Source organism: Nocardia sp. NPDC052001, from assembly GCF_040680615.1.
Classification (GTDB): domain Bacteria; phylum Actinomycetota; class Actinomycetes; order Mycobacteriales; family Mycobacteriaceae; genus Nocardia.
In genome coordinates this window covers 18,936-45,899 of record NZ_JBFAXC010000013.1, presented here as the reverse complement: position 1 = coordinate 45,899, position 26,964 = coordinate 18,936, and the positions used below count along the sequence as shown (strand labels likewise).

Here is a 26,964-nt window from a genome sequence, read left to right as displayed (position 1 = left end):
GAATCCGCGGGCATGTTTCGATGATCAGGCTGTCCCGCGTGACCCGGAATCGGTTGCCGCGCTGTGGGATTGCTTCTTCGCCGCCGCTCAAGCCGGGAACAATCCGTATCTCATGCCCGTTGTCACGGCCTGAGTTTGTCCGCCCCGATCGGTAATGTCTGCCCGGTGACCGACGCTACCGACCTGATGCGGATGTATCTGGCCGATCCGGACCAGCCGTTCCCGCCCGTCGAGCTCGCGGACCCGTCCGGACTGATCGCGTTCGGCGGCGACCTGTCGCCGAAACGACTACTCGACGCCTATTCCGCGGGCATCTTTCCTTGGTACAACCCCGGCGAAATGATCCACTGGTACTGCCCGGACCCGCGCAGCATTCTGCTTCCCTCAGATCTGCGAGTGAGCAAGTCCTATCGCCGGTCCGTCACCGTCGCCGATTATGCGGTGACCATGGATCGCGCCTTCGCCGAGGTGATGTCGCAGTGCGCCGGGCCTCGGGCCAACGATGCGGGAACCTGGATCGGCTCCGATATGCAGGCGGCGTACCAGGAGTTGCATCGGCTCGGTCATGCCCACTCGGTCGAGGTATGGCGCGACGGCGAGCTGGTTGGCGGCCTCTACGGTGTCGCGCGTGGACGCTCGTTCGCCGGTGAGTCCATGTTCTCCCGCGCCCGTGACACCTCCAAGGTCGCGCTGTATTGGCTCTGCGCTCAATTGGCCGCCTGGGATTTCGCCCTGATCGACTGCCAGATCACGACCGGTCACCTCGCCTCGCTCGGGGCTGTCGACCTGCCCCGTGCGGACTATCTGCGTCTGCACACCGAGGCTGCCGCTCGCCCGGAGCTGCCCGGCCCCTGGCAGTTCGAGATCTCGGTCCCCAACTCCGCCAACCATTTACCCGCATGAATGCTCGCCGACTCGACAGGTCGGCAATGGATGGCGAGGTGTTTTAAGAATCTTGTAAGCACCGATCATGGTCCGGCTTCGTAGGGTCGCCACCGTAGCGCCCTTGTGAGGAAACGGACTGTGGATGAGCGTTCGAACCATCGAGCCGGGCCTCGGTGCCGAGGCGCCGACGCGGCCGGAAGCCGTGCGCTGGCAACCGATTACCAGAATCCTGGTGCGGTTCGGGCTGCTGTATTTCGGCCTGTTCGCACTGCTGACCCAGGTGATTCTGGAGTTTCCGGGCCTGGCGGTCGTGGTGCGGCCGATCGTCGTGGACTGGCCGCAACCGGTGGTGCGGTGGGTGGGGCGCACGGGGTTCGGAATCGCGGCCACACACCGGGATTCGGGAAGCGGCGATACCGCCTACGACTGGGTGCTGCTGTTCTGCATTCTCGTGACGGCGGTTGCCGGGACGGCGGTGTGGAGCGTCCTGGATCGCAAGCGCACCGAATACCGCAGGGCCGCAAGCTGGTTGCTGGTGTTCGTGCGGGTGTGCCTGGCGGTGACAATGCTGAGCTACGGCTTCGTCAAAGCCTTCCCGCTGCAAATGCCATCACCGTCGCTGACCCGGTTGCTCGAGCCGTACGGCGATCTCACCCCGATGAGCGTGCTGTGGAGCCAGGTCGGGGTATCCCCGGTGTACGAGATCCTGCTCGGAGTCGCCGAAATACTCTGCGGTGTACTGCTTCTGGTGCCCCGAACAGCCGTGGCCGGGGCACTGCTGACCGTGGTCTGCGCGGCACAGGTCTGGATTCTGAACATGACCTACGACGTGCCGGTGAAGATCCTGTCGTTCCACATACTGCTCATGGCGCTGGTACTGGTGGCTCCCGAGGCGCGCCGCATAACGGCGGTACTGCTGGGCAATGCCGTCGGACCCTCAACCGCGCCGCAGGCCCTCCGCACCTCGCGTCAACGACGGATCGGCACGGGTATCCAAGTGGGACTGCTGATTTGGCTGACCGTGGTGGGCACGATCAGCGGTGTGATTTCCCTGCAGCAGCGCGAGTCGACCTCGGAGCTGTACGGGATCTGGGAGGTCGGTTCGTTCATCCGCGACGGACAATCGGTCCCGGCCTTGCTCGACGATGAAATACGCTGGCGTCGAGTGGTGTTCGATCGACGCGACACCGCGGATATCCAAATGATGAACGATCGATTCCATCCCGTGCGGGCCGACATCGGCGCCGACCTACGTCAACTCCTGCTGCGTCCCCTGAGTGATCCCGACTCCGCCGCCCCGTGGGCACACCTCGCCGTCGAGCAACTCGCACCGAACCAGCTGCGACTTACCGGTGAGGTGGACGGCCACCCGGTCACGATGGAGCTGACCCGCTTCGATTCACGCCGTTTCACCTTGCGGCAGAGCGGATTTCACTGGGTCCACGAGTACCCCGACAACAATTGCGTTTCCGGCAGACCGGCTTGTCCGGCACCGGCAGGATCGGCGGCAAGATGATCAAGGACGTCTTCATGCGTGTCGCCATGGCCCTGACCGCAACCGCCATCGCGTTGACGACCGGTTGTTCCAACCCTCCCGAACCACCACCCGACACCCCCGAACAGGCCGTGCGCGACCACATCGAGGCCGCCGAATCCAACGATATCGATACCCTGCGCCAACTCGCCTGCGGTGGCCTCGCCGATCAATTGGCCACCCGCGATGATGAACAGATCCAAACAGCCTTCCAGCACTACTACGACCCGAAACCGGACGAGTTCAGCGCCCTCGATCTCGCCAAGGATCCGGTCCAAGTTCTCGGCTTCTACACCGGCATAAGCGATCTGTTCATCTCGTTCGACACCGAATATCACGGCCGCTGGCAGGTGTGCGCGATCTACCTGAGCAACGGACCTTTCGGCGCATTACCCGACCCCTTCGGCGACTACCGAGGATCCAAACGGGTCCGGTAATCGGCAGGCGCGGGTACCCGAGGCGAGTCCGTGCTCCTGTCATATTGACGCAAGTGGGTTGCGCGGCAGTTTGTTTCGGACTGTCCCTCCCGGTCACCGGCCAATGGTCACACCGGGGGTGGGGTGAATCCGCGCGCCTGGACGAGGTCGTGGGTAAGTCGGGTGAAGGCGTGGGTGGCGGCGCTGAGGTAGGCACCGTCGCGGTGCAGCAGCGCGACGGTACGGGCAGGCAGGGGTGGATCCAGGGCGATGGGGGTCAGGTGGGGGTGGTCGTGGGTGATCGCATCAGGTAGGACCGTAGCCAGCGGTGTGCGTTGCACGATTTCGGTCAGCGCCTGAATAGTGTTGGCCTCGACCATTATTCGCGCCGCGACGTCATGCACGGCGAAGTAGGCGTCGATATGCCCACGGGTAGCGAAGTCGCCGCTGAGCAATGCCAGGTGCTCGGCGCCGAGGGCCTGTACCGGAAGAACTCCCGTCGCGGGGTGATCGGGGCGGGAACCGACGACGAGACTGAGGGTTTCGGTGAACAGCGCGGTGGCGGAAATGCCGGGCAGATGGGGTCCGGTGAAGGCGATCCCCAGGTCGAGATCATCGGCGAGCAGGGCCGCCTCGATGCGGTCCTGTGAATCCTCGATCACGCGCAAGCTGATATTCGGGTGGCGGGTGTGTAGTTCGGCGGCGAGAGAGCCGATGAGGTACGCGGTGAACGTGGGTGTGACCCCCAGGCGCACGTGTCCCTGGGACAGGTCGCCGACATCGTGTACCGCACGCTGAGCGGCACTCAGCTCACCGAGCGCGCGCCGTGCGTGCGCGGCGTACGCGGTACCGGTGTCGGTGAGCCGCACCGTGCGCCCGGTGCGGTCCAACAGCTGTGCGCCCACCGCGCGTTCGAGCTGTTTGATCTGCTGCGACAGGGTCGGCTGGGAGATGTGCAATTCGTCCGCGGCGCGCGTGAAATTGCGATGTTCGGCGACCGCGAGCAGATAACGCAGGTGTCGCAATTCCACAGTCGCCATGCCGCCACTATAGACACCAGCAATCGAGTGGATCGATATCAAGTCTTGGACTCTATAGCCGCAGGTCGTGAAGAGTAGGTGATGCCGGCCCGGTCGGGTCGGCGAGCACCGAAGGGAGTGACCCATGCAGGATCTCGCCGAGGGCGTCGCCCGTTTCCAGCGCGATGTCTTCCCCGCCAAGGCGGACCTGTTCGCCCGCCTGGCCACCCACCACGCCCCGCACACCCTGTTCATCACCTGCTCCGATGCCCGCGTCGTCCCGGAATTGATCACCAGCGCGCAGCCGGGTGAGCTGTTCGTGATTCGTAGCGCCGGCAATCTGGTGCCCGCCTACGATCCCGGCGCCGACGCGGTGACCGCGAGCATCGAATACGCGGTCGCCGCGCTCGGAGTGTCGGAGATCATCGTGTGTGGCCACTCCGCGTGCGGGGCGATGACCGCGCTGGCGCACGGCGACGATCTGAGCGACGCACCCGCGGTCGCGGCCTGGCTACGGCACGCCGACGCCTCCGTCGCCCGCACCGCGGCCGTCGGCGATGTGCCGACTCTTGTGCGCGAGAACGTGCGCGCGCAACTGGCGAATCTGGCCACCCACCCTGCGGTCGCACGCGCGCTGGCCGAGCGCCCGCTCGCCCTGCGTGGCTGGGTCTACGACATCGGCACCGGCGCCATCGAGATTGTGTCCACCACCGACTCGGGATCCACGACCGCGGCCTGAATCACCACCGGCGGTGCACCTTTCGGGCCTGACGCCCCGAAGACACCGACGCCACCAACTGCCTTCCGTACCTGCGGAGGCAGCCACTCCACGAAAGGAAGTACCCACAATGTTGCATTCCCAGTTCGATCCCACCGCTCGCCAACTGCTGGCCAACGCCGCGGTCGAGGCCAAGATCGCCAAGGATCTGTCGTGGCAGCAGATCGCCGACGCGGCAGGGTTCTCAGCCGCGTTCGTGACCGCCGCGGTCCTGGGCCAGCATCCGCTGCCGGCGGACGCGGCTACGGCGGTCGCCGAATTGCTGGGCCTGGACGCAGACGCGGCGCGGCTGCTGCAGACGATCCCGACCCGCGGCTCGATCCCCGATCGCGTACCTACCGACCCGACCATCTATCGCTTCTACGAGATGCTCCAGGTCTATGGCACCACCCTGAAAGCCCTTGTCCACGAGCAGTTCGGCGACGGCATCATCTCCGCGATCAACTTCAAGCTCGACGTGCGCAAGGTCGCCGACCCCGACGGCGGCGAGCGCGCGGTGATCACCCTGGACGGCAAATACCTTCCCGCCAAACCGTTCTGACACCTTCGACACCCAAGGGAGAACATCCATGGACTTCGCTCAGCGCACCATCGATCTGGCCCGCCGCAATGTCGACGAGGGTGGGCGGCCGTTCGCGACCGTCATCGTCAAGGACGGCGAAATCCTCGCCGAAAGCCCGAACCTGGTCGCCCAGACCAGCGACCCGACCGCGCACGCGGAAATCCTCGCCATCCGCCAGGCCTGCCTGCGACTGGGTACCGAGCACCTGACCGGCACCACCATTTACGTTCTGGCACATCCCTGTCCGATGTGCCTGGGCGCGCTCTACTACTGCTCTCCGGACGAGGTGGTCTTCCTGACCACCCGAGATGCCTACGAGCCGCACTACGTCGACGACCGCAAGTACTTCGAACTCGACACCTTCTACACCGAATTCGCCAAAACCCCCGACCAGCGCCGCCTACCCATGCGCCACGAACCACGCGAGGACGCTCTCGAGGTGTATCGGTTGTGGCAAGACCGCAACGGCGGGCAGCGCCGGGTTCCCGGTGCCCTCACCGCCTGAGATCGGCAGGAGGTGGTGCCGGAGGGCGCCGGGCATCGCGACGTCGACCTCGACACGACATTCCAACTCTTTGATCATTGCCGCGGTTGCGGGCACCGAGCTTCTGGCCGGTCACGTGCCCACGTTGCGTGCGATACCGAGAACGGACCGGGTACCCATTGGCGGGCATCCGGTCCGTTCGAGTTATTCAGGCGCGCAGGCGATTACTGCCCTTCCTGATACAGGCGCTGGCGCTGCTCGTTGACCTCGGCCTCGACACGAGCTTTCTCGGCTTGGGCCTCCTTGGCGGCAGCCTCGCGCTGAGACTCGGCCTTATCCTGCTGAGCACTGCCTTCCTGGCGCAGATCGTCGTTCCCCACAACCGCGCCGACGACCTCCTTGGCCTTGCCTTTGACAGCTTCGACGACCCCTTCAACAGCTTCGAGGGGACCGCTCTTGTGCTCGGACATCGCATACCTCCGAAATATGTTGCCGCACATCGACAAACGAGACCTACCCGGCTAAACGGAAGTCAATCGGCGACTACGGAGGTGGTTCATGCGATCCCGATCACACTGACGAGCGATGCGCGCCGGTGCCGTCCACATCCCGGCTCGGTCGGTGCTCGACGCCGTTGAGAGGCCCGGTCGGTGACGTCGCGTGCACGATGACGGACCGCCAGTGCCAGGTCGGTGCGCAAATGGGTGCATCTGGTTCATTTCTGGCTACTCTACGAGTGGGGATCAGCAACCGCATGCCGGATTCCCATGACGGGCTATCCTTACCGTCGCTGGGGGACCGTTCCACCCAAGAGCGGTCCCCCTTCAGCAGGGATCTCCGACCGAGTTAAGCGATGGCAACCAGGACCTCGCTTCGTGAATGGCAGTGACCAACAGTCCGCAACGGCGGGTCAAACGCAGGTGTGCGATCACCGGTCAGTGCTGTGGCAGCACTCGGTAGACGATCTCGACCCCACCGCCGTCCAGCGGTCGCGAGCTTTCGAATTCCAGACCGGTCCGGGGGTCCAATGAATCGGTCAGGCGCATGCCGCCGCCGACGAAGAACGGCAGCACCACGAGTTCGAGTTTGTCGAGAGCGCCGAGGGAACGGTACGTCTCAATCGTGCCGGGACCGCCGATGAGATGGACATCGCCACCACGGTTTGCCGCCCGGATCTTGTCCAATAGTCGCTGCGGATCATCGTCGAAGACGACTTCGTCGGGTGTGCCCTCGGGCCGGTGCGAGCCGAGCACAAAAACCTCCAAATCCGGCCAAGGCCACCGATCGGCCGTCAGCGCGGGTTCGAAAGTGGTGCGCCCCATCAGCGCGGCCTCGCAGGTCTTCAGGAATTCCGCGATCCCATGACTGCCCGGACCGTGTGCCGGATCGATGACCTGAGGCGGCCAGCCGTCTGGCGTCGTTACGTAGCCGTCAGCAGTCACACACAAGCGAGCCAAGATTTGCACGAGTTCGTCCCTTCGTTCAGTCACAGAGGAGACGACCTTCGCCACCGGAATTCATCGGCGGACACAGAAGTGCCTAGACCGCGACCGTTCCCAGGCCATGACATATACCGCAGCCGCTATCCCATACTCGGCAAAAGCGTAAGCGGCCGCGCCGAGGTGTTGCGGTGTCCACTCCTGGCCGGTTCGAACAGCGCGGCACGCGGCAGGGTTACCTGTCGGCAGAGTCCTGCTCAATAACGTTCTCCCCCTGGCGAATTCGACCGTGTGCGCGCACCCCGCGCACGGCGCGATTTCGAGGCCGTGGCCGAAGCGGGCCGCTTGGACATTCGCGATCTCGATCTGTCGATCGGGCGGGGCCGAGCGCCTCGCCCGAGAATGATGGCCGCCGCCGGAGGGCAGAATGAGCGCGTGGACACTCGCGCAATCGCTTTCGACTCGACGTCCCCGCCCGAGGCGCAGCTCAGTGCTTTACTCGGACCCCTGCGGCGCGCTGTGCTGCGGCGAACACGCTCGGCGGAAGGACTGCCGGACCTACCGGAAGCCCAGATCGAGTTGCTCCGGCTGCTCGTCGCGACCGGCGGTCTCGCTCCGAGCCGAGCCGCCACCGAACTCAAAGTGGCACAGTCCACTATCAGCAACCTCGTTCGGACCATGTCCGCCGCCGACCTCGTAGAGCGCCGGCCACTGCCGTCCGACGGGCGCGGGGCGCTACTTGTGGCGTCGACTCGAGCGCGACAGCTGCTGGACCGGTATGACCGGGCAAGTGCCACCGTCTTGCGTGAGACCATGCGCGAGTTGCCTGCCGCGGACCGTCACGCACTGCAGGCAGCCCTCCCATCTCTGCGACTGTTGCTCGACGCTTTGAGCGGTTGATCTCGCACGGTCGGCATTCGGCGAAATCGATCAAAGCGGCACGCCGGGGTCACCGCCCACTTAACATCCTTTTGTCTCAAAAGTATTTGATAGTGGGAGTTGCACATGCGGTTCACCGGCACCGCCTTCGAGCGCCACCGATACCCGGCGCGGTTGTTCTCTCTAGCAGGCATTATCGGCCTTGTCGTCGCGTTCTCGCCGGCTGGCGCAGCGCCTGGCGATATCCCTTCCGATCCCGTCGTGACGGTCGCCGCGGGCACCATCCGTGGCATCCACGCCGACGGCATACAGAAATATCTCGGAGTGCCTTTCGCGGCCTCGACAGCGGACGCCGGCAGGTTCGCGCCGCCTCGACCCGCACCATCGTGGACCGGTATCCGTTCGGCGGTCACGCACGGCCCGCAATGTCCGCAATCGCCACCGTTACCCAATCTGCCTGCGCTGCAACCTTCCAGCGAAGACTGCCTGACCATCGATCTCTACGTCCCGGAACACACCGACGGCGAAATACTGCCGATCATGGTGTGGCTCTACGGCGGTGCGTTCGTCCTGGGATCCAACGCCCAATACGATTCTCCCGCTCGGCTTGTACGCGAGGGCCGGGTTATCGTCGCGATTCCGAACTACCGGGTAGGTCCCTTCGGATTTCTCGCGTTACCCGAGCTGGCTGCCGAGAACGGCGGAATCACCGGGACCTGGGGCACTCTCGATCAACAAGCGGCACTGCGCTGGATCCGAGACAATGCGTCCGCCTTCGGCGGAGATCCGGGGAACGTGACCCTGTTCGGCGAGTCCGCCGGCGGTATGAGCGTATGCACCCAATTGGCCTCTCCCACAGCACGCGGTCTGTACGCGAAAGCCATCGTCGAAAGCGGTTCCTGCGCGCGTAGCCCGCTGGCTCCCCCCACCGCGGATGTCGCCTACCAGCGAGCCGCCGACTATGCCGCGGACCTCGGCTGCGGTGATCCCGAGTCTCGGTTGCGATGCCTGCGAGAGCTACCCACCGATCAGCTGTTGAGCTCCCCCACAACGACATTGAGTACGATGAACGTCGGATGGACCCCGGTGCGAGACGGTGTGGTGATAACCACCAGCCCAGAAGACGCCCTGTCGAACGGTGCCGCGCAGAATGTTCCGCTGATCGTCGGCAGTAATGCCGAGGAGGGCGCGACCTTCATCGCGCTGCTCGACTACGCCCGAGCCGCCATCCCCACCGCCGACAACTACGCCGCCTGGGCGCAGAATCTCTTCCAGGACAACAGCACCCGGATCCTCGATCGATATCCCCTGTCCGACTTCGCATCTCCCGCCGCGGCCAAGGCCCGGGTGATTACCGACGGTTTCTTCGCCTGTCCCGCATTGTTCACCGCCGAGGCGGCGCGTCGCGGTGGAGCGCAGGTGTGGCAGTACCAGTTCAACGACGCACCGCTTGGCTCAAATCCTGTGCTGCCAGGAGCTTTTCACGGCGCGGAGGTCCCCTATGTCTTCTCCGCGTTAATGGGTGTTCCCATCCCGCTCCCACCGGCCGGTGACCAACTGTCCCTGCGCATCCAGCAGAGTTGGGCACAATTCGCACACACCGGCGACCCCCGAACCCCCGCCTTCACACCTTGGTCACCCACCGCATGGGATACCACCCTCGAACTCGGCAGTGACCGCATCGTCCTCGGCAACTCATTCTCCCCGCAACACCGCTGTGACCTCTGGTCGGATATCGACCACATCGGATAGCCAAAGCCACATCCCCGCAGAACCGCGTGCCACAGGGGCACCTCTCGGATTCAACGAAAGCAGATCACGACCCGCCGTCACCATTGCCTGCCATCGGCAGATCAGTGAGCTCCAGTCGCAGGGGGCCCGGCACGGGATTGAAGGCGATCTCGTATTCACTGCTATCGAACGCCTCGATCGTCGCCATGATCGTGCCGCTTACGTCGGTGGCAACAATCCGGCCGTCGATCATCTGGACCAAGCCGTCGGCGAACTGCTGGATTCCGTCCCAATCGAATACGGCGGTCCCGGCCTCGATATTGCCATCGAACTCCGCCCACGTGACGCCCCCAGGGAATCGTCCGACGCCCTCGAACTCTTCGACTCGCCACCGCCAATCGTTCGGCTGGAACCGCGCCAAGACATCACGCAGGTTCACCATGGTGCGCTGGTCGGTCCACATGGGAATCGTTTCGATGAGCATCGAGCATCCTCACTGACATCGCCATACGATGCGCATTCGGCGGGTGAGTACAGCAGAACATATCCGGAAATTGGCAGTTCAGTGTGTTCCGGCCAGGCCGAGATTGCCTCGGCGCGTTGATCTTCGGCCCTGCTACGTGGCCGCTTCGAACCGCGCGCCACGCGGCATTTCCGTGCGTTGCTGAGATGTAGGAAATCGCAGATCATCGACAACACGAAACCGACGAAGCCGCATCGTAACCCCGCCCATCCGGCCCCGTCGTCACGGTCGGTTGCGCGGCAATGGACTGGTACACCTCCGGCGGGCAGTAGGCCCCCGAACAGTCCGAGAAGTCGAACAAGGCGGGATTCTCGACCCACTTACCGAACACCCACAACCCGCAGGACAACACCAACAGCACCCCGAACACGATCACGTACTTCTTGAACCACACGCGCGCCATGCTAGCCCGATACCGCCCCCCGTATGGCCCCGTGCATTGATGCACTGAACTCGGCATTTTGGTGCCTCGCTCGCGACCGAACGAGGCTCTGCCCGTTGATCTTCGGCAGGCTGGCACGGCCGCTTCGGGACGCGCGGGTCGCGGCAAGAGAGTGCGTGGTAAGACGCGACCTGGCAGGCGTGCGCACTGAAGCCGGCGGGCCGAGGCAGCGGGCTTATTTGCATTGGCGGGGCTCGAAGACCAGTCCAGGCACGACGACGTGCCTGGAGGGCAAGACGGACAAGGTCCTAACGGAATCTCCTCGGACTCGATGGGTGCTCGCCGCACACTGCGGCGCGGTCAGGGGCGGGCGGTGAGGGCGGGCCAGAGGGTGGTGGTGAGCTGTTCGGGCAGGCTGGCGCGCGGCGGCGGCGCCGCCGCGCAGGAACGCGCCGAAGAAGGCGCCGAAGACCATGGTGGCGATGGTGCGGGTGTCGATATCGGCGCGGACCGCGCCGATATCGATGAGCTGGTGCAGGACGTGTTCGACCTGGGTGACGCGGGGTTCGACGGCGTGGGTCACGACGTGGGCGAGGAGTTCGGGCACGCGTTCGGCTTCGCTGATGAACCCGCCCTGCACGAAATCGGCAGCGCCGCAACAAAAACGGCAGGTAACCTGACTTGGCTCAAGATCGCTGATCTTGGGTAGGGTGCTGGCTGTTGAGCTGCGGTTTCGTCGTGTGAACGGCGAAAATCTGCGCACTGAGCCAGCCGGTTCTAGGGGGTCTGCCCATCGCTTCCCGGTTGCGGCTTCAGCGACAAGCCGGGCGTTGTTCGTCGACGAGGTCCGGTCATTCTTCCGGCTGGTCCGCTGATGGTCACCCGTACTCGGTAAGCGGCTGGCTAAAGATCAACAAGTGCCCATCGGGTGTCCGTACGTTGAAGTCGCGCATCCCGTAGGGCCGGTCAGCCAGTGGCTCGACGATGTCGGCGCCGCGGGCGCGCAGCTCGTCGTGGCAGGAATCGACGTCATCGACGACAACCACCACCCTGGCCGGGCCGACGCTGCTTTCGGCGTATAGGTGGAACTCGGCGGTGTCGCGGATCACGGCCGCGTAGCTAGGTGGGGTCTCCCAGGTGAATATGGTGTCGAATCCGAGCACGTCCGTGAAGTACGACCGCGCTGCCTGCACATCTCGGCACGGCAGCACGGGAACCGCCACCCGCATGACCATTCCGTCACCTTAGCTGACTTTGGCTCGAGATCGCTGATCTTGGGCAGGGCGCTGGCTGTTAGCGGTTCCTCTCGGTGGTAAGGGGAAGCTCTGCACGTTCACGGTAGGGCCTGCAGAGGCGGGTCGTGCGGTGAACGGAATTCCGTACCGATCGTGAGATGTGTTGCGCCACAGGATCACATTCCAAATGCGCGCCTCAGCGAGAATGCTCGCTCGCCAGAATAGTGCGTTCCGATGTCGGAGCCAGGACCGCGATGCGGGCGTCGGCTGACCACCGGATCTGTGTCGTCAGCGCGGGCCCCGGACAGGACGCCGTGGCGATGAGACCCCCTATGGCCGATGCGGTCTCGAAGGTGATCGGATCGGTGAAAATGGTTCGGCGCGTTGATCTTTCCCATCCGCTCTGCGCGGGGCGTCGAGCTCGCTTCGGGTGAAAGTGTCACGAATGAGGTTGTGGCACAAGTATCATGGGTGATCGGTGGGAACGCGCGCACCCACCCTTCTCGATACTCTTCAGAAGGGGCGGGCCGATGAAGGCTAGCTACCAACACCAGATCGCGTTGCCCGAAGGCATTTCGTTCGATGTCACCTGGGTTCCGGACGCCGCGATTGTGCAGGCCACCGTGGACGCCTACGTCAATGCCCTGGCCAAGCCCGCCTGGTATACCGATCCCAGCCAGTTGCGGGTTACCCGGGACACCCGGATCTTCATGCTCAGCCACCGCAAGTTCCAGGCGGTGGCCGATCCGTGGAATCCGCACCGGCAGATGCGGATCTACCAGTGCGAAACCTGCGGCAACGGGTGTAGCGAGAGCGGTATCGAATTGGGCCATATCCAGAAGTGGCGGGACCATCTCAAGGCCGCGGCCGTGACCACTCCCGCTGAAGCCAAAGCGGCGTACAACAACCTGAACAACCTCCGGCTGGAATGCCGATCCTGCAACGCCAGCCACGACTGGGAGTAGACCGGGCAATTCGGTGACCGACCAGCATCGTTGCCCGGAGCATGGCACTGATCGGTTACCACGGAAATCCTTGGGTCGCACCGTGCATCCAGCCATCACGGTCGCGGTGGTCGGTCACCGACCAGCTCACCCGAGTGTCCGGTAGCTCGAGGTAGTGGTGCAGGATCGAGACGCACTCGAGCGGTGTCGTGCGCCGGGTGAAACCTGTTGTGCGCCGGTAACCTCGGGCGTCATGAGCACGTTCCCCGACCGAGCGCGACTGGTCGCCGGCGTCGCATTGACGAAGTACATGCTGGATGACCTCGACCCTGACGAACCCCGGTGGGACGAACGCTATTCGAGTATGCGACGAGGGCTTTACGCCAATTTCTCGATGGGTGCCGTGATGGGTGTCGATTTCGGCGACGACAAGGTTCTCGCCGAAGTGGACAGAGCGTACAACGACTTGGTCGCGGAACGAGCCCTTGCTCCCTCGGCAGGCCACACCGACGAGCAGCTCGCCGCCGGTATCGCTCGGGCGCAGGAACTCATCGACGGCCACTGTGGCGCACCCGACTGTGAATCATGGTGTCATCGACTGCGTGGGCGCATCGGGCTGTTGACGGCGATGCAGCGCGTGCGCGCGAATTCGAAAGGCGCGTAACGCCGAAGCCTCAACGCCTGGCGTGTGCCAGCGGCCTATGCGGATATCGGGGGCTGGTTGCCAAGCTTCTTCTAACTCCGTGGGCCGCTGCGCCCGCGGTCCGCACTCCAGTCTCAGCCGGATGTCCCGCCGTACTGCGACGACAGAATTCCTCGAGGCAAGAACCCCTTTTCGGTCCAGGAAGCGCTGGCAGTCATACGGTTTGGACGGCAGGTGTGCGCGGGCGTGTTCGCGAGGGCAGCGATGATCCCGACAACCGGTATGCCGGTGTGCGATTCTTCCGGGAGGGCGAGCCGATCGCACACGCTGCGGCTCTCCCCGGACGTGTTCCCGTTTGTGGCACGACCACACGATTCATCGTTCGGGGTTTGCCCTGGTCGGATCCGATTTCAGGTGAGTACAGACGCTGCCCGGAATGTGCGGTGTTGTGCCCGTTGTAGCGCGTGCTCGTGTCGAGCCGTCGGCCACCTCCTTGGGTGAGTGCTCAACGTCGACCACTGTGTACGAACTTCGGTGCGGGCTCGGGCGGTAAGAATTGCGGCGTGCTACTCGATCTTCGGCCGTGTCGGCGGGCGGGTGGGTCAGGCCGGGGTGCCGAGCGGCGGGTGCTCGAGCACCGTGGGCAGGTACTCGACCAACTGGATGCGGCCGTCGAAGGTGCGGTGTTCGATCATCTCGAGGGCAACGTCCGGATAGCCGTCGTAGATGCGTTCAGCGCCCGTGGCGCCGGTGATCACCGGGAACATGACGACCCGGAATCGGTCGACGAGTCCGGCTCGGAGTAGGGAGCGGCACAGGCTCAGGCTGCCGATCGTGGTCAGGAGCCCTGAGCCATTCGATTTCATGGCGCGGACCGCTTCGACGGCGTCTCCGCGCACCAGCGTGGAGTTGGCCCACGTCAGCGGGCCTTCGAGCGAGGAGGAGAACACCACCTTGGACGCTTTCGTGAGCCCGTCGACCGAAGCCTCCTCTTCGGGCCTGAAGTCGTCCTGCCCGGCGGCGAAGCCCGACATCAGTCGATAGGTGTTCGCTCCCATCAGATGGGTGGCCTCGGGTTGCTCGCCGAGCCATGCGAGGTACTCCGGACCCTCGAGACCCCAGAACCCGGGCCAACCCTCACCCGACGCATAGCCGTCGAGAGAGGTGATGAAGTCGACGAGAAGCTCCGACATGGTGATGTCCTTTCCTCGGGTGTCACAAGCTTTGACCGACCGGGAGCCGCAAACTCATCGGCCACGCCGTGCAACGACATAATCGGTGGCGGATCCAAGCGTCGACACCTGTGGTTCGCCGAGCGAACTCCGATAGTCGGTCTCTCGGAGACGGGGCGATACAGCGGCAGAACGAAAAGATCCCCTGACCGGACTGTCTGGTCAGGGGATCGAGGTCGTGAGCCCTCAGAGACCCGAATCCTTAACTTGCTGAGAAGGATTCGGCGTGTTCTCGGTTTGTTTCGGGTCCGGAGCTGCGTGGCGAGGGCGGGGAGTTGCGGGCGGTGCAGGGGGTGGTTCGCCAGGTTGGGCGGCGCTGGAACGGTGGCGGAAGGGGTGTGGTGGGGCGGGTGTCGGCGGGCACGGGCCTGCTCCTTCGGATGCTTAGTTGGCGGTAGGGCGGGTGGTCAGGACTGCGGCGGTGGCCAGCAGGCTCAGGGCTGCGGCGAACCAGAGGACGGTGGTGAGGGGGAAGGTGTTGGTGAGGAGACCCCCGAAGAGGGCGCCCAAGGCGATGGCGAGGTTGAAGACGGCCGTGTTGAGGGCGGTGGCGGGTTCGGCGGAGCCGGGGGCCGCGCGCAGGATCCAGGTTTGGACACCGACGGGGATGCCGCCGAAAGACAAGCCCCACAGGATCATCAGGAGAGTGCCGGTGACCGGGCCGGTACCGACGAGAGCGATCAGAACCAGGACCGTGGCGAGGGCGACACTGATCGCGATGATGGTGGCGCGGACGTTGCGCCCGGTGGCCGCACCGGTGGCGAAGTTGCCGATGATGCCCGCGACGCCGAAGGCCAGCAGGACCGGGCCGAGGAAGGACTTGTCGATTCCCATGTGGTGCTCGACGATCGGGGCCGCGAAGGTGAAGGCGGCGAAATGACCACTCACCAGAAGAAACGTGATGAGGACGCCGGTGCGGACCACGGGGTTGCGGAACTGATCGGCGAGGGTGCGCAGATGGATGGCGGTGTCGGCGGGCAGCGGAGGCAGGAGCCAGAGCAGGGCGGCGACCACCAGCAGGCCGAGACCGCCGAGCAGGCCGAAAGCGATACGCCAGTCGGTGAGTTCGCCGATCAGAGTGCCCGCGGGGATGCCCAGGACATTGGCCGCGGTGGCGCCGCCGAAGGCGATCGCGGTGGCCTTGGGGACGTATTCGCCGGGCACCATGCGGACAGCGATACCGGCTGCCAGCGACCAGAATCCGCCGATGGCAATGCCGATCAGCAGGCGGGAGATCAGCAGAACCGCGAAGTTCGGAGCGAAAGCCGACAGCAGGTTCGCGCCGACCATGAGGGAGATGAGACCGATCAGGACGTGTCGGCGGTCGAGACGGCCGATGGCGACCGGAAGGATCGGCGCCGTGGCGGAGGCGACCAGGCCGGGCACCGTAACCATGAGGCCCGCAGTGCCTTCGGAGATGTCGAGGGCGCTGCTGACCGAGGTGAGCAGCCCGACGGGGAGTTGTTCGGAGGTGACGACGGCGAAGGTGCCGACGGCTACGGCTCCGACACCGAGCCAGCGGGTGAGCGATACCCGCTCATCGGTGCCTGAGGGGGCAGTGGTGGTGGTCATGGTTGTGCTCCTTGATGGTGAGATATTGCTTCGCGCTCAGGCGATTCCGCCGTCGACGCGAATGACCTGCCCCGAGATCCAGGTGGCGGCCTCACTCGTCAGCCATGAGACGACCGAGGCGACGTCCTCGGGTTGGCCGAGACGACTGCGCGCCGAAGAGGGGAACGGGACGTTCGCCGCGGAATAGATGGAGTCCGAAACGGGGCCCGGGGCAACGGAATTGACGGTGATATCGCGACCCGAGAGTTCTCGCGCGGTCGCCGACACGAGGTGCTCCACCGCGGACTTGGCCGCCGCCGACATTCCCGACGCGTGCGTGCCGGTGTCTACGAGCGCACCGGTGATGACGACATAGCGGCCGTTGTCCGAGAGATGCCGCGTCGCGGCCCGCAAGGTATTGAAGGCGCTGCGCGTGTTGTGGTCGATCAACAGATCGAAGTCCGCGTCGGTGTGCTCGGCCAGCGGCTTGTGCACCACCGCCCCGACCGCGTGCACCACGATGTCGAGTTGGCCGTGACGGGCGATCACGCCCTGGAAAAGACGTGTGACATCACAGGATTGGATGGCGTCGGACCGGATCGCCTCTGCCCGTACCCCGTAGCCTTCCAGCGTGGACAGGGTCCGTGCGGCGGCGTGCTCGCCGTGGGCGTAACTGATCACGGTGGTCGCGCCGCGAGCGGCGAGCACCTCGGCGCAGGCGGCCCCCTGATTGTGGCTTCCACCCACCACCAGCGCCACCTTGCCGACGAGATCCTCTGTGCCGGTGTGCCTTTGCTGCCGCACGAGGGCTGTCGTGATGGGTCGCACCGGAGTTCCTTTCGTAGCGGTCGGTGTGTTGCCACAAGCCTGCTGGGCGCGCGAGGAAAGCGGAAACAAAAGAACTCGGTGCCCGCCACCGATCAAGCCGGTAGCCGAGCGAACGATAGGGTGGCTGCTGTGATCGACCTGGATATTCGTCAGTTGCAGTCGTTTCTGGCCGTCGCGGCCGAACTCAATATCACGCGTGCGTCCGCGCGCCTGCACCTGAGCCAGCAGACCGTTTCCACTCAGATTCAGCAGCTCGAACGGGCGATCGGAGTGACACTGCTGGTCCGAACCTCGCGGGGAGTCCTGCTTACGCCCGCCGGTGAGGAACTCGCGCGCGGCGGCAATGTCGTGGTAGCGGACCTCGGCGATCTTCAAGACCGAGTCCGCGCCGCAGACCGCGGCCGCCTCGGCAGACTACGCCTGGCCTGCTGCCCTTATGCCACAGCGCTATTCGCCACCGAGGTCGCCGATGCCATGGAGGCCGCGGTCCCCGGACTCGAGGTCGAATTGACCACCGTGCACACCCCACCGGAGGAACGCGCGCTCCTGCTGTCCGGGGAGGTCGATGCCGCATTCATGTGGCTCCCACTCGGCGACAACCGATTCCAGCACGCGACCGTCCGCAGCGACCCGCGCATGGTCGCCTTGTCACCGAAACACCTACTGGCCCAGCAGGAATCGGTGACACTCGCCGAACTGGCCGACGAGCCCGTGCTGCGCCCGGACATCTACCTGTCCGAACAGAACCTCTGCCATTGGCTCGCCGACCCGCGTCCGGACGGCACCCCCGCCCTGCGCGGCTCGGTCGTCGACAAGGTCGAGGACGCCCTGATGATGGTCGCGCGCGGCAAGGGCGTCTGGCTCGCCCCCGAACCGTTGACTCGCTGGATCCCCGGCACCGCCGTGGTGTGGCGCCCGGTGGTCGACGCACCCGCGTCCGACCTCGCCATCGTCTGGACCGACAGCGCCCCACAGCATCTCATCGCCCGCATGATCGCCGAGGTCCGCATGATCATCGGAAGCACCGAAGCCGCGCTCGTCTGATCCGGATCAGCAGAGAGCGGGGGAGCATGCGCCGGGCTGTTCCCGCGCGGCGAAGTGGCTGCCCGCAGGGTGTTTCACGTACTCACATGCTCAGGTGACTCGTGCGGTCACCAGTGTCTCGAAGGTATAGGGCCGCAGGCCATCGCCACGGCCCGCGAAGTATCGCTGCTGGAGATCTGCGCGTGTGGGGTGGTCCACGACCTCGAGCCCGCATCGGCTGATCAGGCTCTCGATCTCCGATACCGGCCAGCCCGGTTGAAGAGGCTCGCCGACAGCAGCCGCGATCGGGGTGTAGATGCGGGCGAATTCGGTCCCCGCGTCATCGAGTGCGCAGTCCTCCGCCCGGTAGGAGAACACCACCTCGGACCCCGGAGCGGCCGCTGAGATCGTGTGCAACCCCGACTCGATCGCCTGTGCCGTCAGATAGGGTGCGACGCCCGTCCAGCAGAACATCGCCGGCCGCGTCCAGTCGAACCCGGCCGGGCCCAAGGCATCTCGCACCAGTCCGGCCTCGAAATCGACCGGCACGAATACCTGCGAGTCGCACAGCGGCAGGCCGAGTTCGGTGACTCGCTCGAGCTTCCATGCCTGGGAGGCAGGATGATCAACCTCGAACACCGTCAGCGATCGGAGCAGATCCGGCCGCCGCCAAGCGAACGAGTCGAGCCCCGCCCCGAGAATGACGTACTGCGTGAAGGCACCCGCGGCCAGCCGGTCCTCGGCATATCGGCTGCGGGTGCACACAGCCGCGCGGGATTCGCGGCGGACCCGGTCGGGAAACAGCGGATCGAACCGGTCGCGCAACTGCTGCCACACCGGACCGACAAGCACCAGGGCCAGCGCATCGTCCAGTACCCACGGCGACGCGTTCTCCAGGCGGAACAATCCACGCGACACGGCCGCGAACATCGCCGTCCTGCTCGGCGCGCTATCCATGCATTCCTCCTCGCCAACGAGAACCCGGCAAGCCGACCACGCTCGTCCATTGCGCGCACTTCACAGGATGCGCCTGAATTGCCCTGACAGCCATGCCGGATCGCGTGGCCGTGCCATCGGGATACTCGCCTGACAAGTCAGCGGGCATAGCCCTTGTGCTGGAAGCTATTCGGTGGCAGATGGGTCGGCGTGTGCGTCGTTCGCGATGTTGGCCTGGTCGATCTCGGCCATATGATCCTCGGCCCAGGTGCGCAGCGCCGCCAATGGGATCTCCAGAGACAAGCCGAGTTCGGTGAGCCGGTAATGCACGCGCGGTGGCACCGTCGGTTCAACTCTGCGGATGACCAGACCGTCTCGGACCATGCTGTGCAGAGTCACCGAGAGCATCTTCTGCGATACACCGGGCATGCGCCGCCGCAGTTCGGCGAACCGCACCTCGCCGGGAGCGGCTTGCGCGAGGACCTTGACCGCCATCGATGTCCATTTCGTTCCGATGCGGTCGAGTAGTTGGCGGGTCGGGCATTGGGAATCGAACAGATCACCGCGAACCGGTGTCGTCGTGTGCGCTGATCGGGTGGTCACCTGGACCTCACCACCTGTCGTCGAAGTGCCTTCTTGGCAGCGCAACTGACGTTACCTACCGTTTCTTGGTAACCGATGGTAACCACCTGGAGGTCCCATGGCACACACCCCACCGCTGCACTCCGCGCCGATCGAGCTGCGCTGGATCGAGACCAACGGTATTCGCGCCAACGTCGCCGTTGCCGGCTCCGGCCCCGCAGTCGTTCTGCTGCATGGTTTTCCGCACACCTGGCGAGTGTGGAGCGAGATCATCGGCCCGCTGTCCGCGCAGTACCGGGTGATCGCTCCGGACTTGCGTGGATTCGGAGCCACCACCCGTGCGGCCGACGGCTACGACGCCGGAACACTCGCCACCGATATCGCCGGGATCCTCGACGCGCTCGGCGAACCCACCGCGGCCGTGGTCGCGATCGATGCCGGAACCCCCGTCGCGGTCCTGCTCGCCCTGCGCCACCCCAAACGGATACGACGGCTGGTGGTCATGGAGGCACTACTGGGTAGGCTCCCCGGCGCGGAGGATTTCCTCGCCGCCGGACCACCGTGGTGGTTCGGATTCCACGCCGTCCCCGGTCTCGCCGAAACGGTCCTGCTCGGCCACGAGGCGCGGTATATCGACTGGTTTCTCACCACCGGCACCCGTGGCCGGGGTGTGCGAGCAGATATCGGTGACGCGTTCGCCGACGCCTACACCGGCCACGATGCCCTACGCTGCGCCTTCTCCTACTATCGAGCACTGCCGACCAGCGCTCACCAGATCGATCTCGCCGTCGCCGATAACCGGCTCACCACACCCACCTTGGCGATCGGTGCCCACCCGGTCGGCGATGCGCTGGAGCGGCAACTTCGACCCATCGCCGATGACCTTGCAGGACAGGTCATTCCGGACTGCGGTCACATCATCCCGCTGGACAAGCCGCACGAACTGCTCGATCTGGTGATGCCGTTCCTCGAGGCGGACTCCGCCCGGATTCGGCGCGAAGCGCAGGCTTGCTCCTGACGTAACGTCAGGTCTTAGCGTCGTCGATATCGGCGCACAGTGCGCCGATGGGAGCGAGTGGAAGCGGATGAAGGTGCGCGAAACCGAAACGGTGTGGAAGGTCGGTGAGCTCGCGGCCGAGGCCGGGTTGACGGTACGGACGTTGCACCATTACGACCGCATCGGCCTGGTGAGCCCGGCCGAACGCAGCGGGACCGGGCACCGGTTGTATACCGAGCCCGATGTCGAGCGGCTGTATCAGGTGCTGGCTCTGCGTCAGCTGGGTCTGAGCCTGGATCAGATCGCCGAGGTACTCGCGGGCACGGTGGAGATGCCGCAGGTGCTGGCAACGCATCGCGATTACCTGGCCGCTCAATTGGCTGCGACTCGGGAACTGCATGCCCTGGTGGCAAGGCTGGCCGCGACCGCGCAGAACCGCCCGCACATCTCCGCGGATCGCTTCCTGGAATTGATCAGAAGGACAGTCATGGTCGACGACATTCTCGAGCAGTACTTCACCCCGGAGCAGTTGGCGCAGCTCGCCCAGCGCCGGGAGGATCTCGGCGAACAGCAGATCCAGCGCGCCGAATCCGCCTGGAGCGAACTGATTCCGCAGGTCGATGCCGCGATCGAGGCGGGCATGGACCCGACCTCGGTACCCGCTCAGCAACTTGCCGCACGGTGGATGGGATTGCTGGAGGAATTCCACGGCGGTGACGCCGGGCTGCGCGAGAGCATGAACCGGATGTACACCGGTGATGCGAACCAGGGCGGGGTCTGTGGCCCGTCACCCGCGCAGCTCGAGTTCATCTCAACCGCGAATTCCGCCCGCGGATAACCGATTTCGACAGTCCGGTGGGTGATGCGCGATCCCGAAACATCACCCACCGAGCACCGCTGCTCAGGGTTACAGGCTGAATGCCAGGAAACTGATGTTCTGCTGGGCGCCCAGATTGCGTTGTGCGGCAACTCCCATCTGCGGCGTCGTCCCGATCTGCGGCCCCTGCTTGTCGGGTCGATCCGTTTGGTAGTCCACGAAGACCAATCCATCGGGTGTGCGGCGCGCGAAGTTCCAATGCCCGGCCGATACGACCAGCACCGCGAAAACGCATCCGTCGTACTTGGGCTGCAGCATCGCCCGCACCGCGTCCGCGAACGGCAGTGGATCCGATTGCGTGCCCTGTTCGGTTACTCCGAATTGCTGCGCGATATTCTTGATCCCGTCGGCCGCTTTGATATTCACGTTCGCGGTCTTGGCGAGATCGGCCATGCTGCTGCCGCCCTGCAGGTTCCGACCGAAGCTCACGAACGACTCCGGGTGCTGGTAGACCGTGGCGTAGTCGCGTCCGGCGAGACCGGCCTGCGCCAACGGGTGCAGCTCCGGGGCCGGATGCCGCTTGCGAACCACGTCACTTGTGGTCACGAAATCGCCTGTAACCGAGGTGATTACGGCAGCCGCGGTGCACAGGCCGCAGTTGATGTCCGCGGGCACCGCCGGTCGGATCCTGGTGTTGTACCACTTGTCGGCGACCAGATTGCACTCCTCGGTGCGCCCGTCGTTCAGGAGCATGGCGTGTGACCTCTTGTGGTCCATGATCCGGTCGCGGATCGCCACGACGGTCGCCGCGTCGGCTGAGATGGCGAATTCCCGCAGAAAGGCGTCGGCCGCGAGCAACACCGCGTCAGCGTGCTGATAACTCGGATCCCCGGTCATCACCCGGTCGGACCGATGCACGGCGACCAGCAGCACACGCCCGACTTCGGCGGTCGCGTCGTCGCGCACCCGCGTCACCGCCGCGTTCCGCCCCTCACCCGGATGCTGGGTGAGTTGCTGCTGGGCCCGCTCCCGTACCTGGCGCAGCACCGGCACCACTGCCGGATCATCCGGATCGGCCTTGCTGGCCACCTCGTAGAGGTCCAGCGCCGTCAACAGCTGTTCGTACTGCGTATTCGATGGCTCGATGTTTCCCACACCGGCAACATCCAAATTCGCTCTGGTCCATGTGAGCATGCGTGTGTCCGCCTCGAATAGCCCAGGCCGGAGCGAGTTCTCCGGCCACATCGGCGTACCGCGCCCGTCCCGGGACGAATTCCGTGCACCATGCGGTGTTGCCTCGCTCAAGTGTTGCACGCTCAATTCGCTTGGGCCAGAACAACTATCGAGATCAACCGCCAATGAGGAACCGACCGGTAGCAATGCATTCGGCGGCTACCGTCGCTACCCTCACGCCATGGGAGTTGACATGCGGGTGGATCGGGCGGGGGCCGTCGAGATCGCCGAGGCGGCAAAGAAATTCGAGTGGACATGGACGCGGGAGAATCTGGAGCGGTTCGCCGCTGACCTGCGATGGGGTGAACTGCAGGACTCGGAGTCGGGGGAGGTGTGGCTCGAATCGGTGACCGGTGTGCTGGTGAACCGGCCGAGGGCACAGGTTTTCGGTTCGGATGGCCGGGTGGATTATCTCGTCGTCACAGTCGCGGATATGACCGACGACGCGGCCGAGCCGGGGCCGACTGTATCGGCGGCGTTCCATCACGTGCTGATGGGTTTGTGGACGCCGTCGGGTCCACCGGCCGAGCGGACTGTGCTGGCCCGATTCGGTGCCAGTTGGGTTCTCGACGATGTAGTGGTCGGGGTGCGGATGGGGGAGCGGTCGGTCGAGTTGTGCCTGATCGCTCCCGCCGAGCGGAACCGGGTGCTCGGACTGCAGTCCGAGGCCATCGAGGAATTCACCTCATCTGCGCGGTGGGGTGCCGGTGCGCAAACGATATCGCTACTGGCGCACGCGGATCCGGGGGATTGGTCCCGGGTGGCGATGGAGTGCATCGTGGACGCGATCGGATGGGAGAGAGATCTCGAGGCCGAGTACGGAGCCTTGCGGTCCGAGTCCGAACTCGGATCGCTGTGGATCGGCCGGTCCAGTGCCAACGATCATGGCTACGGGTTCGGTGAGTATCACAGCGCGGATCTCTCGCTGAGCTTTCCGGAGGCCGTGATGCGGATCGCCTACCTCACCGCGCTCGATCTGTGTGTGCGGGAACTGGGTGAGCCCTCGCTGGTCGGCGGTCCACACGCATTCGCGACCTGGCGGCGAGGACCGATCACGCTGACTCTGTCGCGGCGTACGGACGGATGGGGTTCAGGTGAGGTGCAGTTAGAACTGACACCGACCCAGGCCGCCGAGAACGAGGACTACACCTACTCGAAATACGATGAGCTGTGGGAGCCGTCGTACTGGTGGCGGGTGCGGCCCGACCGCAATGCCGACCGGTCGGATGTCATCGGCATGTACACGCCGGGCGAACAACTGCTCACCGAATGGGAGCAGTTCGACAGGCGACTCGAATCGGTATTCGGTTCGCTCGGTGCCGATCTGCCGTATATCTTCCGTTTCGCGGCGACCCTCGTGTGGGTGATCACGAGCGTCTCCGATACGAGGTTCATTGCGCAGGGGTGGTTCTCGGCCGACGAATGCCACGTGGAGACCTATGAAGCCGGGGAAATCGTATTCCGCGACTTCCCTCCGGGCCGCTCCGGTGCCGAAGGAGTGACAGGAATCGTGAAGTCCGCGGTGCGGGAGGCTGTCGACTCGCCGGAGCAGTTGCTGCACTACGCGTTCGTGCCCAGTGCGCCGCAACAACTATGGGACTTCCGCCTGGGCTTGGCTCGCGACACCCGAGAGGAGCCCTGAGCGCGAACCGATAGCTGCGGCTGTGTAGGAAAATAGCTGCCGCCAGATCGACAGGAGACCGATCATGAAGTTCACCACCGAGGTCGAACCGCCCGAGCCCATGCGCGGCCTGGAAGTCCCGCCCGAGGTGGTGGAGGCGCTCGGCGAGGGCGCGCGGCCGCCGGTGACGATCACGATCAACGGCCATTCCTGGAAGAGCCGGATCGCCCTCATGCGCGGGCGCCACCTGATCGGCCTCAGCCACGCCAACCGGAAAGCCGCGGGCGTCGAGATCGGCGAGCAGATCGAGGTCGAGGTGGAACTCGACACCGAGCCCCGGGTCGTCGTCGAACCCGAGGATTTGACCGCGGCTTTGGACGCCGACCCCGTCGCCCGCGCCGCCTACGACAGCCTCTCTCACAGTCGCAAGCGCGAGCACGTGATCTCCATCGAGAGTGCGAAGAAGCCCGAAACCCGCCAACGCCGCATCGAGAAGGCCATCACCACCCTGCGGGGCTGACGCCCGAGCGCAGGAGAACCTGCCTCTCAGTCGGATGATTGAGCCAAGGCAGCCACGGTTCTCTCGTCCCAATAGGCAGGGTCGCGGCCGTAGTTGGGAGTGGTGAACGCACGATCCCATTGCGCCCCTTCGGCAATGAGTTCACGCCAGGGAGCGACTACGACGTAGAGGACGCGCATCGAATTGAGCGCGCCGTAGTGCAGGGCGGGTCCGTCCGTGGAGACGGCGTCCTCAGCGATGGCCATCTCATAATTGCGTTCGAGACCTCCGCGCACCGTCGCTTCCACGCACACGTTGGTTTGCAGGCCCGCCACAAGAAGGCGTTGTACGCCAAGGCTTCTCAGTATTGGATCGAGTTCGGTGTAGGTGAAGAAGCTGTGCCGGGTCTTGTCGAGCACCAATTCTCCCGGCGCGGGCGCAACCAAATCCATGATTTGGCTACGCCATTCGCGCTCGGCGGCGGTCAACGCCGGAAGTCGTGCGCCCCGAATCTTCTGATGATGGGCTGCCCGCGGATTGGCGGCCAGCAGCCCGGCCGGACTGGCCGTCTGCCGTGAGTACACGATCGGAATGTCAGCCGCCCGCGCCGCAGCCAGCAGTTCCGCGCATTCGCTGACGACTCCGTTCAACCGCCAGATCGGCGGCCACCCCAACAGATCCCGAACGCGGTCCTCTGCGATGTACCCGTTCTGTACATCGATCATCAACACTGCGAGATCGGCCATGCCCCACCTTCCTCACCCGAATCCGCCCCTGCGGCACTGAACCGATCATCCGCTGTCCACCGCGCCGCCCGTGTCGATTCCGCCGGTTCGCCCGCGCCTAGGTGCTGTCTGCGGCCTGGTAGCGGGTCCGGGCTCGGGCCGATCTGTCGGTCGGCCCAGCTACGATTCGGCGGAGCTCGTCACCGAATCTGTTCCCGATCAAGAGAGTTGAAGTCCTTCCAGGGAAGGCAATGCGAAAGGGTGTGTGTGCCATGCATTCCGGTGGTTGCTTGTGCGGGAATATCAGGTACCAGGCTTCGGGGGAGTTGTCGTTTCCGCATCTGTGCAGTTGTCCGCATTGTCAGCGATTGTCGGGAAGTCCGGTTATGTCGTGGGTGGACTTTCCTCGTGCGGGGTTCGAGTGGACCGGGCCCGGTGGTGAGCCGGTGTGGTACAACACGTTCCCGGATTCTCAGCGTGGGTTCTGTGGGGTGTGCGGGAGTTCGGTTGCCGCGCAGGATGACAGCGACGCGGCGTTGGTTGGTGTCACGATGATGAGTCTCGATGACCACGGTGCGCTGGTGCCCGAGCGGCAGAGTTTTCGGCCCAATGCTGTGCCGTGGCTGCCGATTGTCGGCGCGCGGGACTGACCTGTCACGGGTGGCGGTTCACGAATTTCAGCTGTGTGTGGCGGAGGGTGTTTCCCCGAGTCGGAGCGCCAATCCGTCGAGCAGGCAACGTAATCCGTATTCGAAGGCGGCGTCCGCGCGTGCCACTACTTCGGTGGGCGCGGCGGCGATGGCGGTGGTCATGTTGGGGTGCTCGGTGTCGTCGGTTGCCCAGATCACGTCCGGTGCGGACAGGTCCAGTGCTGAGCCCAAGGCGAAGCTGTCGAACACCATGATCACCGGGAGTGCTTCCTCGCGGGGGAAGCCCGCGTCGATGATGACTCCGGCGATGTATTCGTACTGGTCGAGTACCTCGGGCGCGGAGATCGTCTGCCCGATCAGCAGCCGCACCAGATCGGGATAGGGGCTGAAGGCGGCACGGTATTCGCGCAGCCAGGTGGCAAGTACCGTGCGCCACGGGCCGTTTCGGTCGACGTTCACGAATTCGCGTCCCGCGATGCGGCCGCGGATCAGTTCCACCAGCTCGGTCCGGTTGCGCACATGGTGGTAGACCGAGGACACCGATACCCCGAGCGTATCCGCCAGCCCCGGCATGGTCAGCCCCTTGGAGGAGGTGACCAACTCCAGCGCCACGTCGACGATCATTGCCCGGTTCAGGCGCGGGGTCTTCGGTCTGGCCATGCCTCGGGACCGCCTTTCTGTTTTCCACGAAGTTACCGCGACGCCTTGACGGGACCGTTGTCGTCCCTCAGCATAGTTAATCGAATCACATTCGATTAATCTTCGTGCCGGTGTCCGCGCCCGGAGAACTCTGGAAGGCCGCCCGCCTATGTCTTC

Annotated in this window: 31 protein-coding genes; 16 read left to right on the top strand and 15 right to left on the bottom strand. The window is 64.9% G+C overall.

Translation table 11 applies throughout. The features are described 5' to 3' along the window. Positions 1–165: 165 nt before the first annotated feature. From aat to AB0L82_RS37135, 3 genes are all read left to right on the top strand, one after another. On the top strand, positions 166–903 hold the full coding sequence (aat, locus tag AB0L82_RS37145) for a leucyl/phenylalanyl-tRNA--protein transferase (RefSeq protein ID WP_364647711.1): 738 nt from the start codon (positions 166–168) through the stop codon (positions 901–903). 124 nt (positions 904–1,027) lie between these two features. Next, entirely contained in the window at positions 1,028–2,401 is a 1,374-nt protein-coding gene (locus tag AB0L82_RS37140; protein WP_364647708.1) for a DoxX family protein, read from the top strand. After that, positions 2,398–2,856 carry a hypothetical protein gene (locus AB0L82_RS37135; RefSeq protein ID WP_364647705.1) on the top strand — a complete coding sequence of 153 codons (459 nt, stop codon included), beginning with the start codon at positions 2,398–2,400 and terminating at the stop codon, positions 2,854–2,856. The genes AB0L82_RS37140 and AB0L82_RS37135 overlap by 4 nt, the downstream gene beginning before the upstream one ends. A 107-nt stretch (positions 2,857–2,963) precedes the next feature. On the opposite strand, the gene cynR is transcribed toward AB0L82_RS37135, so the two are convergent. Next, a complete protein-coding gene (gene cynR, locus AB0L82_RS37130) occupies positions 2,964–3,866 on the bottom strand; it encodes a transcriptional regulator CynR (RefSeq protein ID WP_364648124.1) in 903 nt (300 codons plus the stop codon). A gap of 133 nt (positions 3,867–3,999) precedes the next feature. Between cynR and AB0L82_RS37125 the strand changes: the two genes are divergently transcribed. From AB0L82_RS37125 to AB0L82_RS37115, 3 genes are all read left to right on the top strand, one after another. Then, on the top strand, positions 4,000–4,593 hold the full coding sequence (locus tag AB0L82_RS37125) for a carbonic anhydrase (RefSeq protein WP_364647702.1): 594 nt from the start codon (positions 4,000–4,002) through the stop codon (positions 4,591–4,593). A 109-nt stretch (positions 4,594–4,702) separates the two neighbouring features. Next, positions 4,703–5,173 (top strand): cyanase, encoded by a 471-nt coding sequence (gene cynS, locus AB0L82_RS37120; protein WP_364647699.1) that lies wholly within the window; start codon positions 4,703–4,705, stop codon positions 5,171–5,173. 28 nt (positions 5,174–5,201) lie between these two features. Continuing rightward, complete coding sequence (locus AB0L82_RS37115; RefSeq protein ID WP_364647696.1) at positions 5,202–5,699, top strand: nucleoside deaminase; 498 nt, start codon at positions 5,202–5,204, stop codon at positions 5,697–5,699. 203 nt (positions 5,700–5,902) lie between these two features. Here AB0L82_RS37115 and AB0L82_RS37110 read toward each other — a convergent pair whose 3' ends face one another. After that, positions 5,903–6,148, bottom strand: coding sequence for a CsbD family protein (locus tag AB0L82_RS37110; RefSeq protein WP_364647693.1), 246 nt, complete (start codon positions 6,146–6,148; stop codon positions 5,903–5,905). 465 nt (positions 6,149–6,613) lie between these two features. Further along, on the bottom strand, positions 6,614–7,126 hold the full coding sequence (locus AB0L82_RS37105) for a dihydrofolate reductase family protein (protein ID WP_364647690.1): 513 nt from the start codon (positions 7,124–7,126) through the stop codon (positions 6,614–6,616). 426 nt (positions 7,127–7,552) lie between these two features. Between AB0L82_RS37105 and AB0L82_RS37100 the strand changes: the two genes are divergently transcribed. Together AB0L82_RS37100 and AB0L82_RS37095 are read left to right on the top strand one after the other, a co-directional pair. Continuing rightward, a complete protein-coding gene (locus AB0L82_RS37100) occupies positions 7,553–8,017 on the top strand; it encodes a MarR family transcriptional regulator (RefSeq protein WP_364647687.1) in 465 nt (154 codons plus the stop codon). Positions 8,018–8,257: 240 nt separating this feature from the next. Next, a complete protein-coding gene (locus AB0L82_RS37095) occupies positions 8,258–9,748 on the top strand; it encodes a carboxylesterase family protein (RefSeq protein ID WP_364647684.1) in 1,491 nt (496 codons plus the stop codon). Positions 9,749–9,812: 64 nt separating this feature from the next. On the opposite strand, the gene AB0L82_RS37090 is transcribed toward AB0L82_RS37095, so the two are convergent. The 4 genes from AB0L82_RS37090 to AB0L82_RS37075 all read right to left on the bottom strand — a co-directional run bounded on the left by AB0L82_RS37090 (position 9,813) and on the right by AB0L82_RS37075 (position 11,867). After that, the gene (locus AB0L82_RS37090) at positions 9,813–10,211 is read right to left on the bottom strand and encodes a hypothetical protein (RefSeq protein ID WP_364647681.1); all 399 of its coding nucleotides are present in this window, start codon (positions 10,209–10,211) and stop codon (positions 9,813–9,815) included. Positions 10,212–10,413: 202 nt separating this feature from the next. Beyond that, positions 10,414–10,644 (bottom strand): hypothetical protein, encoded by a 231-nt coding sequence (locus AB0L82_RS37085; protein WP_364647678.1) that lies wholly within the window; start codon positions 10,642–10,644, stop codon positions 10,414–10,416. A gap of 223 nt (positions 10,645–10,867) precedes the next feature. After that, entirely contained in the window at positions 10,868–11,215 is a 348-nt protein-coding gene (locus AB0L82_RS37080) for a hypothetical protein (protein ID WP_364648121.1), read from the bottom strand. A gap of 295 nt (positions 11,216–11,510) precedes the next feature. After that, on the bottom strand, positions 11,511–11,867 hold the full coding sequence (locus AB0L82_RS37075) for a VOC family protein (protein WP_120743541.1): 357 nt from the start codon (positions 11,865–11,867) through the stop codon (positions 11,511–11,513). A gap of 530 nt (positions 11,868–12,397) precedes the next feature. On the opposite strand from AB0L82_RS37075, the gene AB0L82_RS37070 reads away from it, so the two are divergent. After that, a complete protein-coding gene (locus tag AB0L82_RS37070) occupies positions 12,398–12,832 on the top strand; it encodes a GH-E family nuclease (RefSeq protein ID WP_364647674.1) in 435 nt (144 codons plus the stop codon). 232 nt (positions 12,833–13,064) lie between these two features. Continuing rightward, the gene (locus AB0L82_RS37065) at positions 13,065–13,475 is read left to right on the top strand and encodes a hypothetical protein (RefSeq protein ID WP_364647671.1); all 411 of its coding nucleotides are present in this window, start codon (positions 13,065–13,067) and stop codon (positions 13,473–13,475) included. 581 nt (positions 13,476–14,056) lie between these two features. Here AB0L82_RS37065 and AB0L82_RS37060 read toward each other — a convergent pair. The 3 genes from AB0L82_RS37060 to AB0L82_RS37050 form a co-directional block, all read right to left on the bottom strand. Then, a complete protein-coding gene (locus AB0L82_RS37060) occupies positions 14,057–14,647 on the bottom strand; it encodes a dihydrofolate reductase family protein (protein WP_364647668.1) in 591 nt (196 codons plus the stop codon). A 423-nt stretch (positions 14,648–15,070) separates the two neighbouring features. Continuing rightward, positions 15,071–16,258: an MFS transporter gene (locus tag AB0L82_RS37055; protein WP_364647665.1), complete on the bottom strand. Its 1,188-nt coding sequence runs from the start codon at positions 16,256–16,258 to the stop codon at positions 15,071–15,073. Positions 16,259–16,294: 36 nt separating this feature from the next. Then, on the bottom strand, positions 16,295–17,065 hold the full coding sequence (locus tag AB0L82_RS37050; protein ID WP_364647662.1) for an SDR family oxidoreductase: 771 nt from the start codon (positions 17,063–17,065) through the stop codon (positions 16,295–16,297). A 129-nt stretch (positions 17,066–17,194) separates the two neighbouring features. Between AB0L82_RS37050 and AB0L82_RS37045 the strand changes: the two genes are divergently transcribed. Beyond that, a complete protein-coding gene (locus AB0L82_RS37045; protein ID WP_364647659.1) occupies positions 17,195–18,109 on the top strand; it encodes a LysR family transcriptional regulator in 915 nt (304 codons plus the stop codon). Between the two features lie 90 nt (positions 18,110–18,199). Here the strand turns inward: AB0L82_RS37045 and AB0L82_RS37040 are convergent, their stop codons facing one another. Both AB0L82_RS37040 and AB0L82_RS37035 read right to left on the bottom strand, forming a co-directional pair. Further along, a complete protein-coding gene (locus tag AB0L82_RS37040; protein ID WP_364647656.1) occupies positions 18,200–19,045 on the bottom strand; it encodes a class I SAM-dependent methyltransferase in 846 nt (281 codons plus the stop codon). Between the two features lie 165 nt (positions 19,046–19,210). Next, positions 19,211–19,627: a helix-turn-helix domain-containing protein gene (locus tag AB0L82_RS37035; RefSeq protein ID WP_364647653.1), complete on the bottom strand. Its 417-nt coding sequence runs from the start codon at positions 19,625–19,627 to the stop codon at positions 19,211–19,213. 97 nt (positions 19,628–19,724) lie between these two features. Between AB0L82_RS37035 and AB0L82_RS37030 the strand changes: the two genes are divergently transcribed. Together AB0L82_RS37030 and AB0L82_RS37025 are read left to right on the top strand one after the other, a co-directional pair. Further along, entirely contained in the window at positions 19,725–20,624 is a 900-nt protein-coding gene (locus AB0L82_RS37030) for an alpha/beta hydrolase (RefSeq protein WP_364647650.1), read from the top strand. 67 nt (positions 20,625–20,691) lie between these two features. Then, positions 20,692–21,441 carry a MerR family transcriptional regulator gene (locus tag AB0L82_RS37025; RefSeq protein WP_364647647.1) on the top strand — a complete coding sequence of 250 codons (750 nt, stop codon included), beginning with the start codon at positions 20,692–20,694 and terminating at the stop codon, positions 21,439–21,441. Between the two features lie 69 nt (positions 21,442–21,510). Here the strand turns inward: AB0L82_RS37025 and AB0L82_RS37020 are convergent, their stop codons facing one another. Next, positions 21,511–22,575, bottom strand: coding sequence for a hypothetical protein (locus AB0L82_RS37020; RefSeq protein WP_364647644.1), 1,065 nt, complete (start codon positions 22,573–22,575; stop codon positions 21,511–21,513). A 259-nt stretch (positions 22,576–22,834) separates the two neighbouring features. On the opposite strand from AB0L82_RS37020, the gene AB0L82_RS37015 reads away from it, so the two are divergent. Both AB0L82_RS37015 and AB0L82_RS37010 read left to right on the top strand, forming a co-directional pair. Next, complete coding sequence (locus tag AB0L82_RS37015) at positions 22,835–24,295, top strand: DUF6301 family protein (protein WP_364647641.1); 1,461 nt, start codon at positions 22,835–22,837, stop codon at positions 24,293–24,295. Positions 24,296–24,359: 64 nt separating this feature from the next. Further along, a complete protein-coding gene (locus AB0L82_RS37010; RefSeq protein WP_364647639.1) occupies positions 24,360–24,794 on the top strand; it encodes a YdeI/OmpD-associated family protein in 435 nt (144 codons plus the stop codon). A 26-nt stretch (positions 24,795–24,820) separates the two neighbouring features. Here the strand turns inward: AB0L82_RS37010 and AB0L82_RS37005 are convergent, their stop codons facing one another. Continuing rightward, positions 24,821–25,519 carry a cysteine hydrolase gene (locus AB0L82_RS37005; protein WP_364647636.1) on the bottom strand — a complete coding sequence of 233 codons (699 nt, stop codon included), beginning with the start codon at positions 25,517–25,519 and terminating at the stop codon, positions 24,821–24,823. A 230-nt stretch (positions 25,520–25,749) separates the two neighbouring features. Between AB0L82_RS37005 and AB0L82_RS37000 the strand changes: the two genes are divergently transcribed. Then, complete coding sequence (locus AB0L82_RS37000) at positions 25,750–26,148, top strand: GFA family protein (RefSeq protein WP_364647633.1); 399 nt, start codon at positions 25,750–25,752, stop codon at positions 26,146–26,148. 27 nt (positions 26,149–26,175) lie between these two features. Here the strand turns inward: AB0L82_RS37000 and AB0L82_RS36995 are convergent, their stop codons facing one another. Beyond that, positions 26,176–26,808, bottom strand: coding sequence for a TetR/AcrR family transcriptional regulator C-terminal domain-containing protein (locus AB0L82_RS36995; protein WP_364647630.1), 633 nt, complete (start codon positions 26,806–26,808; stop codon positions 26,176–26,178). Positions 26,809–26,964: the final 156 nt, after the last annotated feature.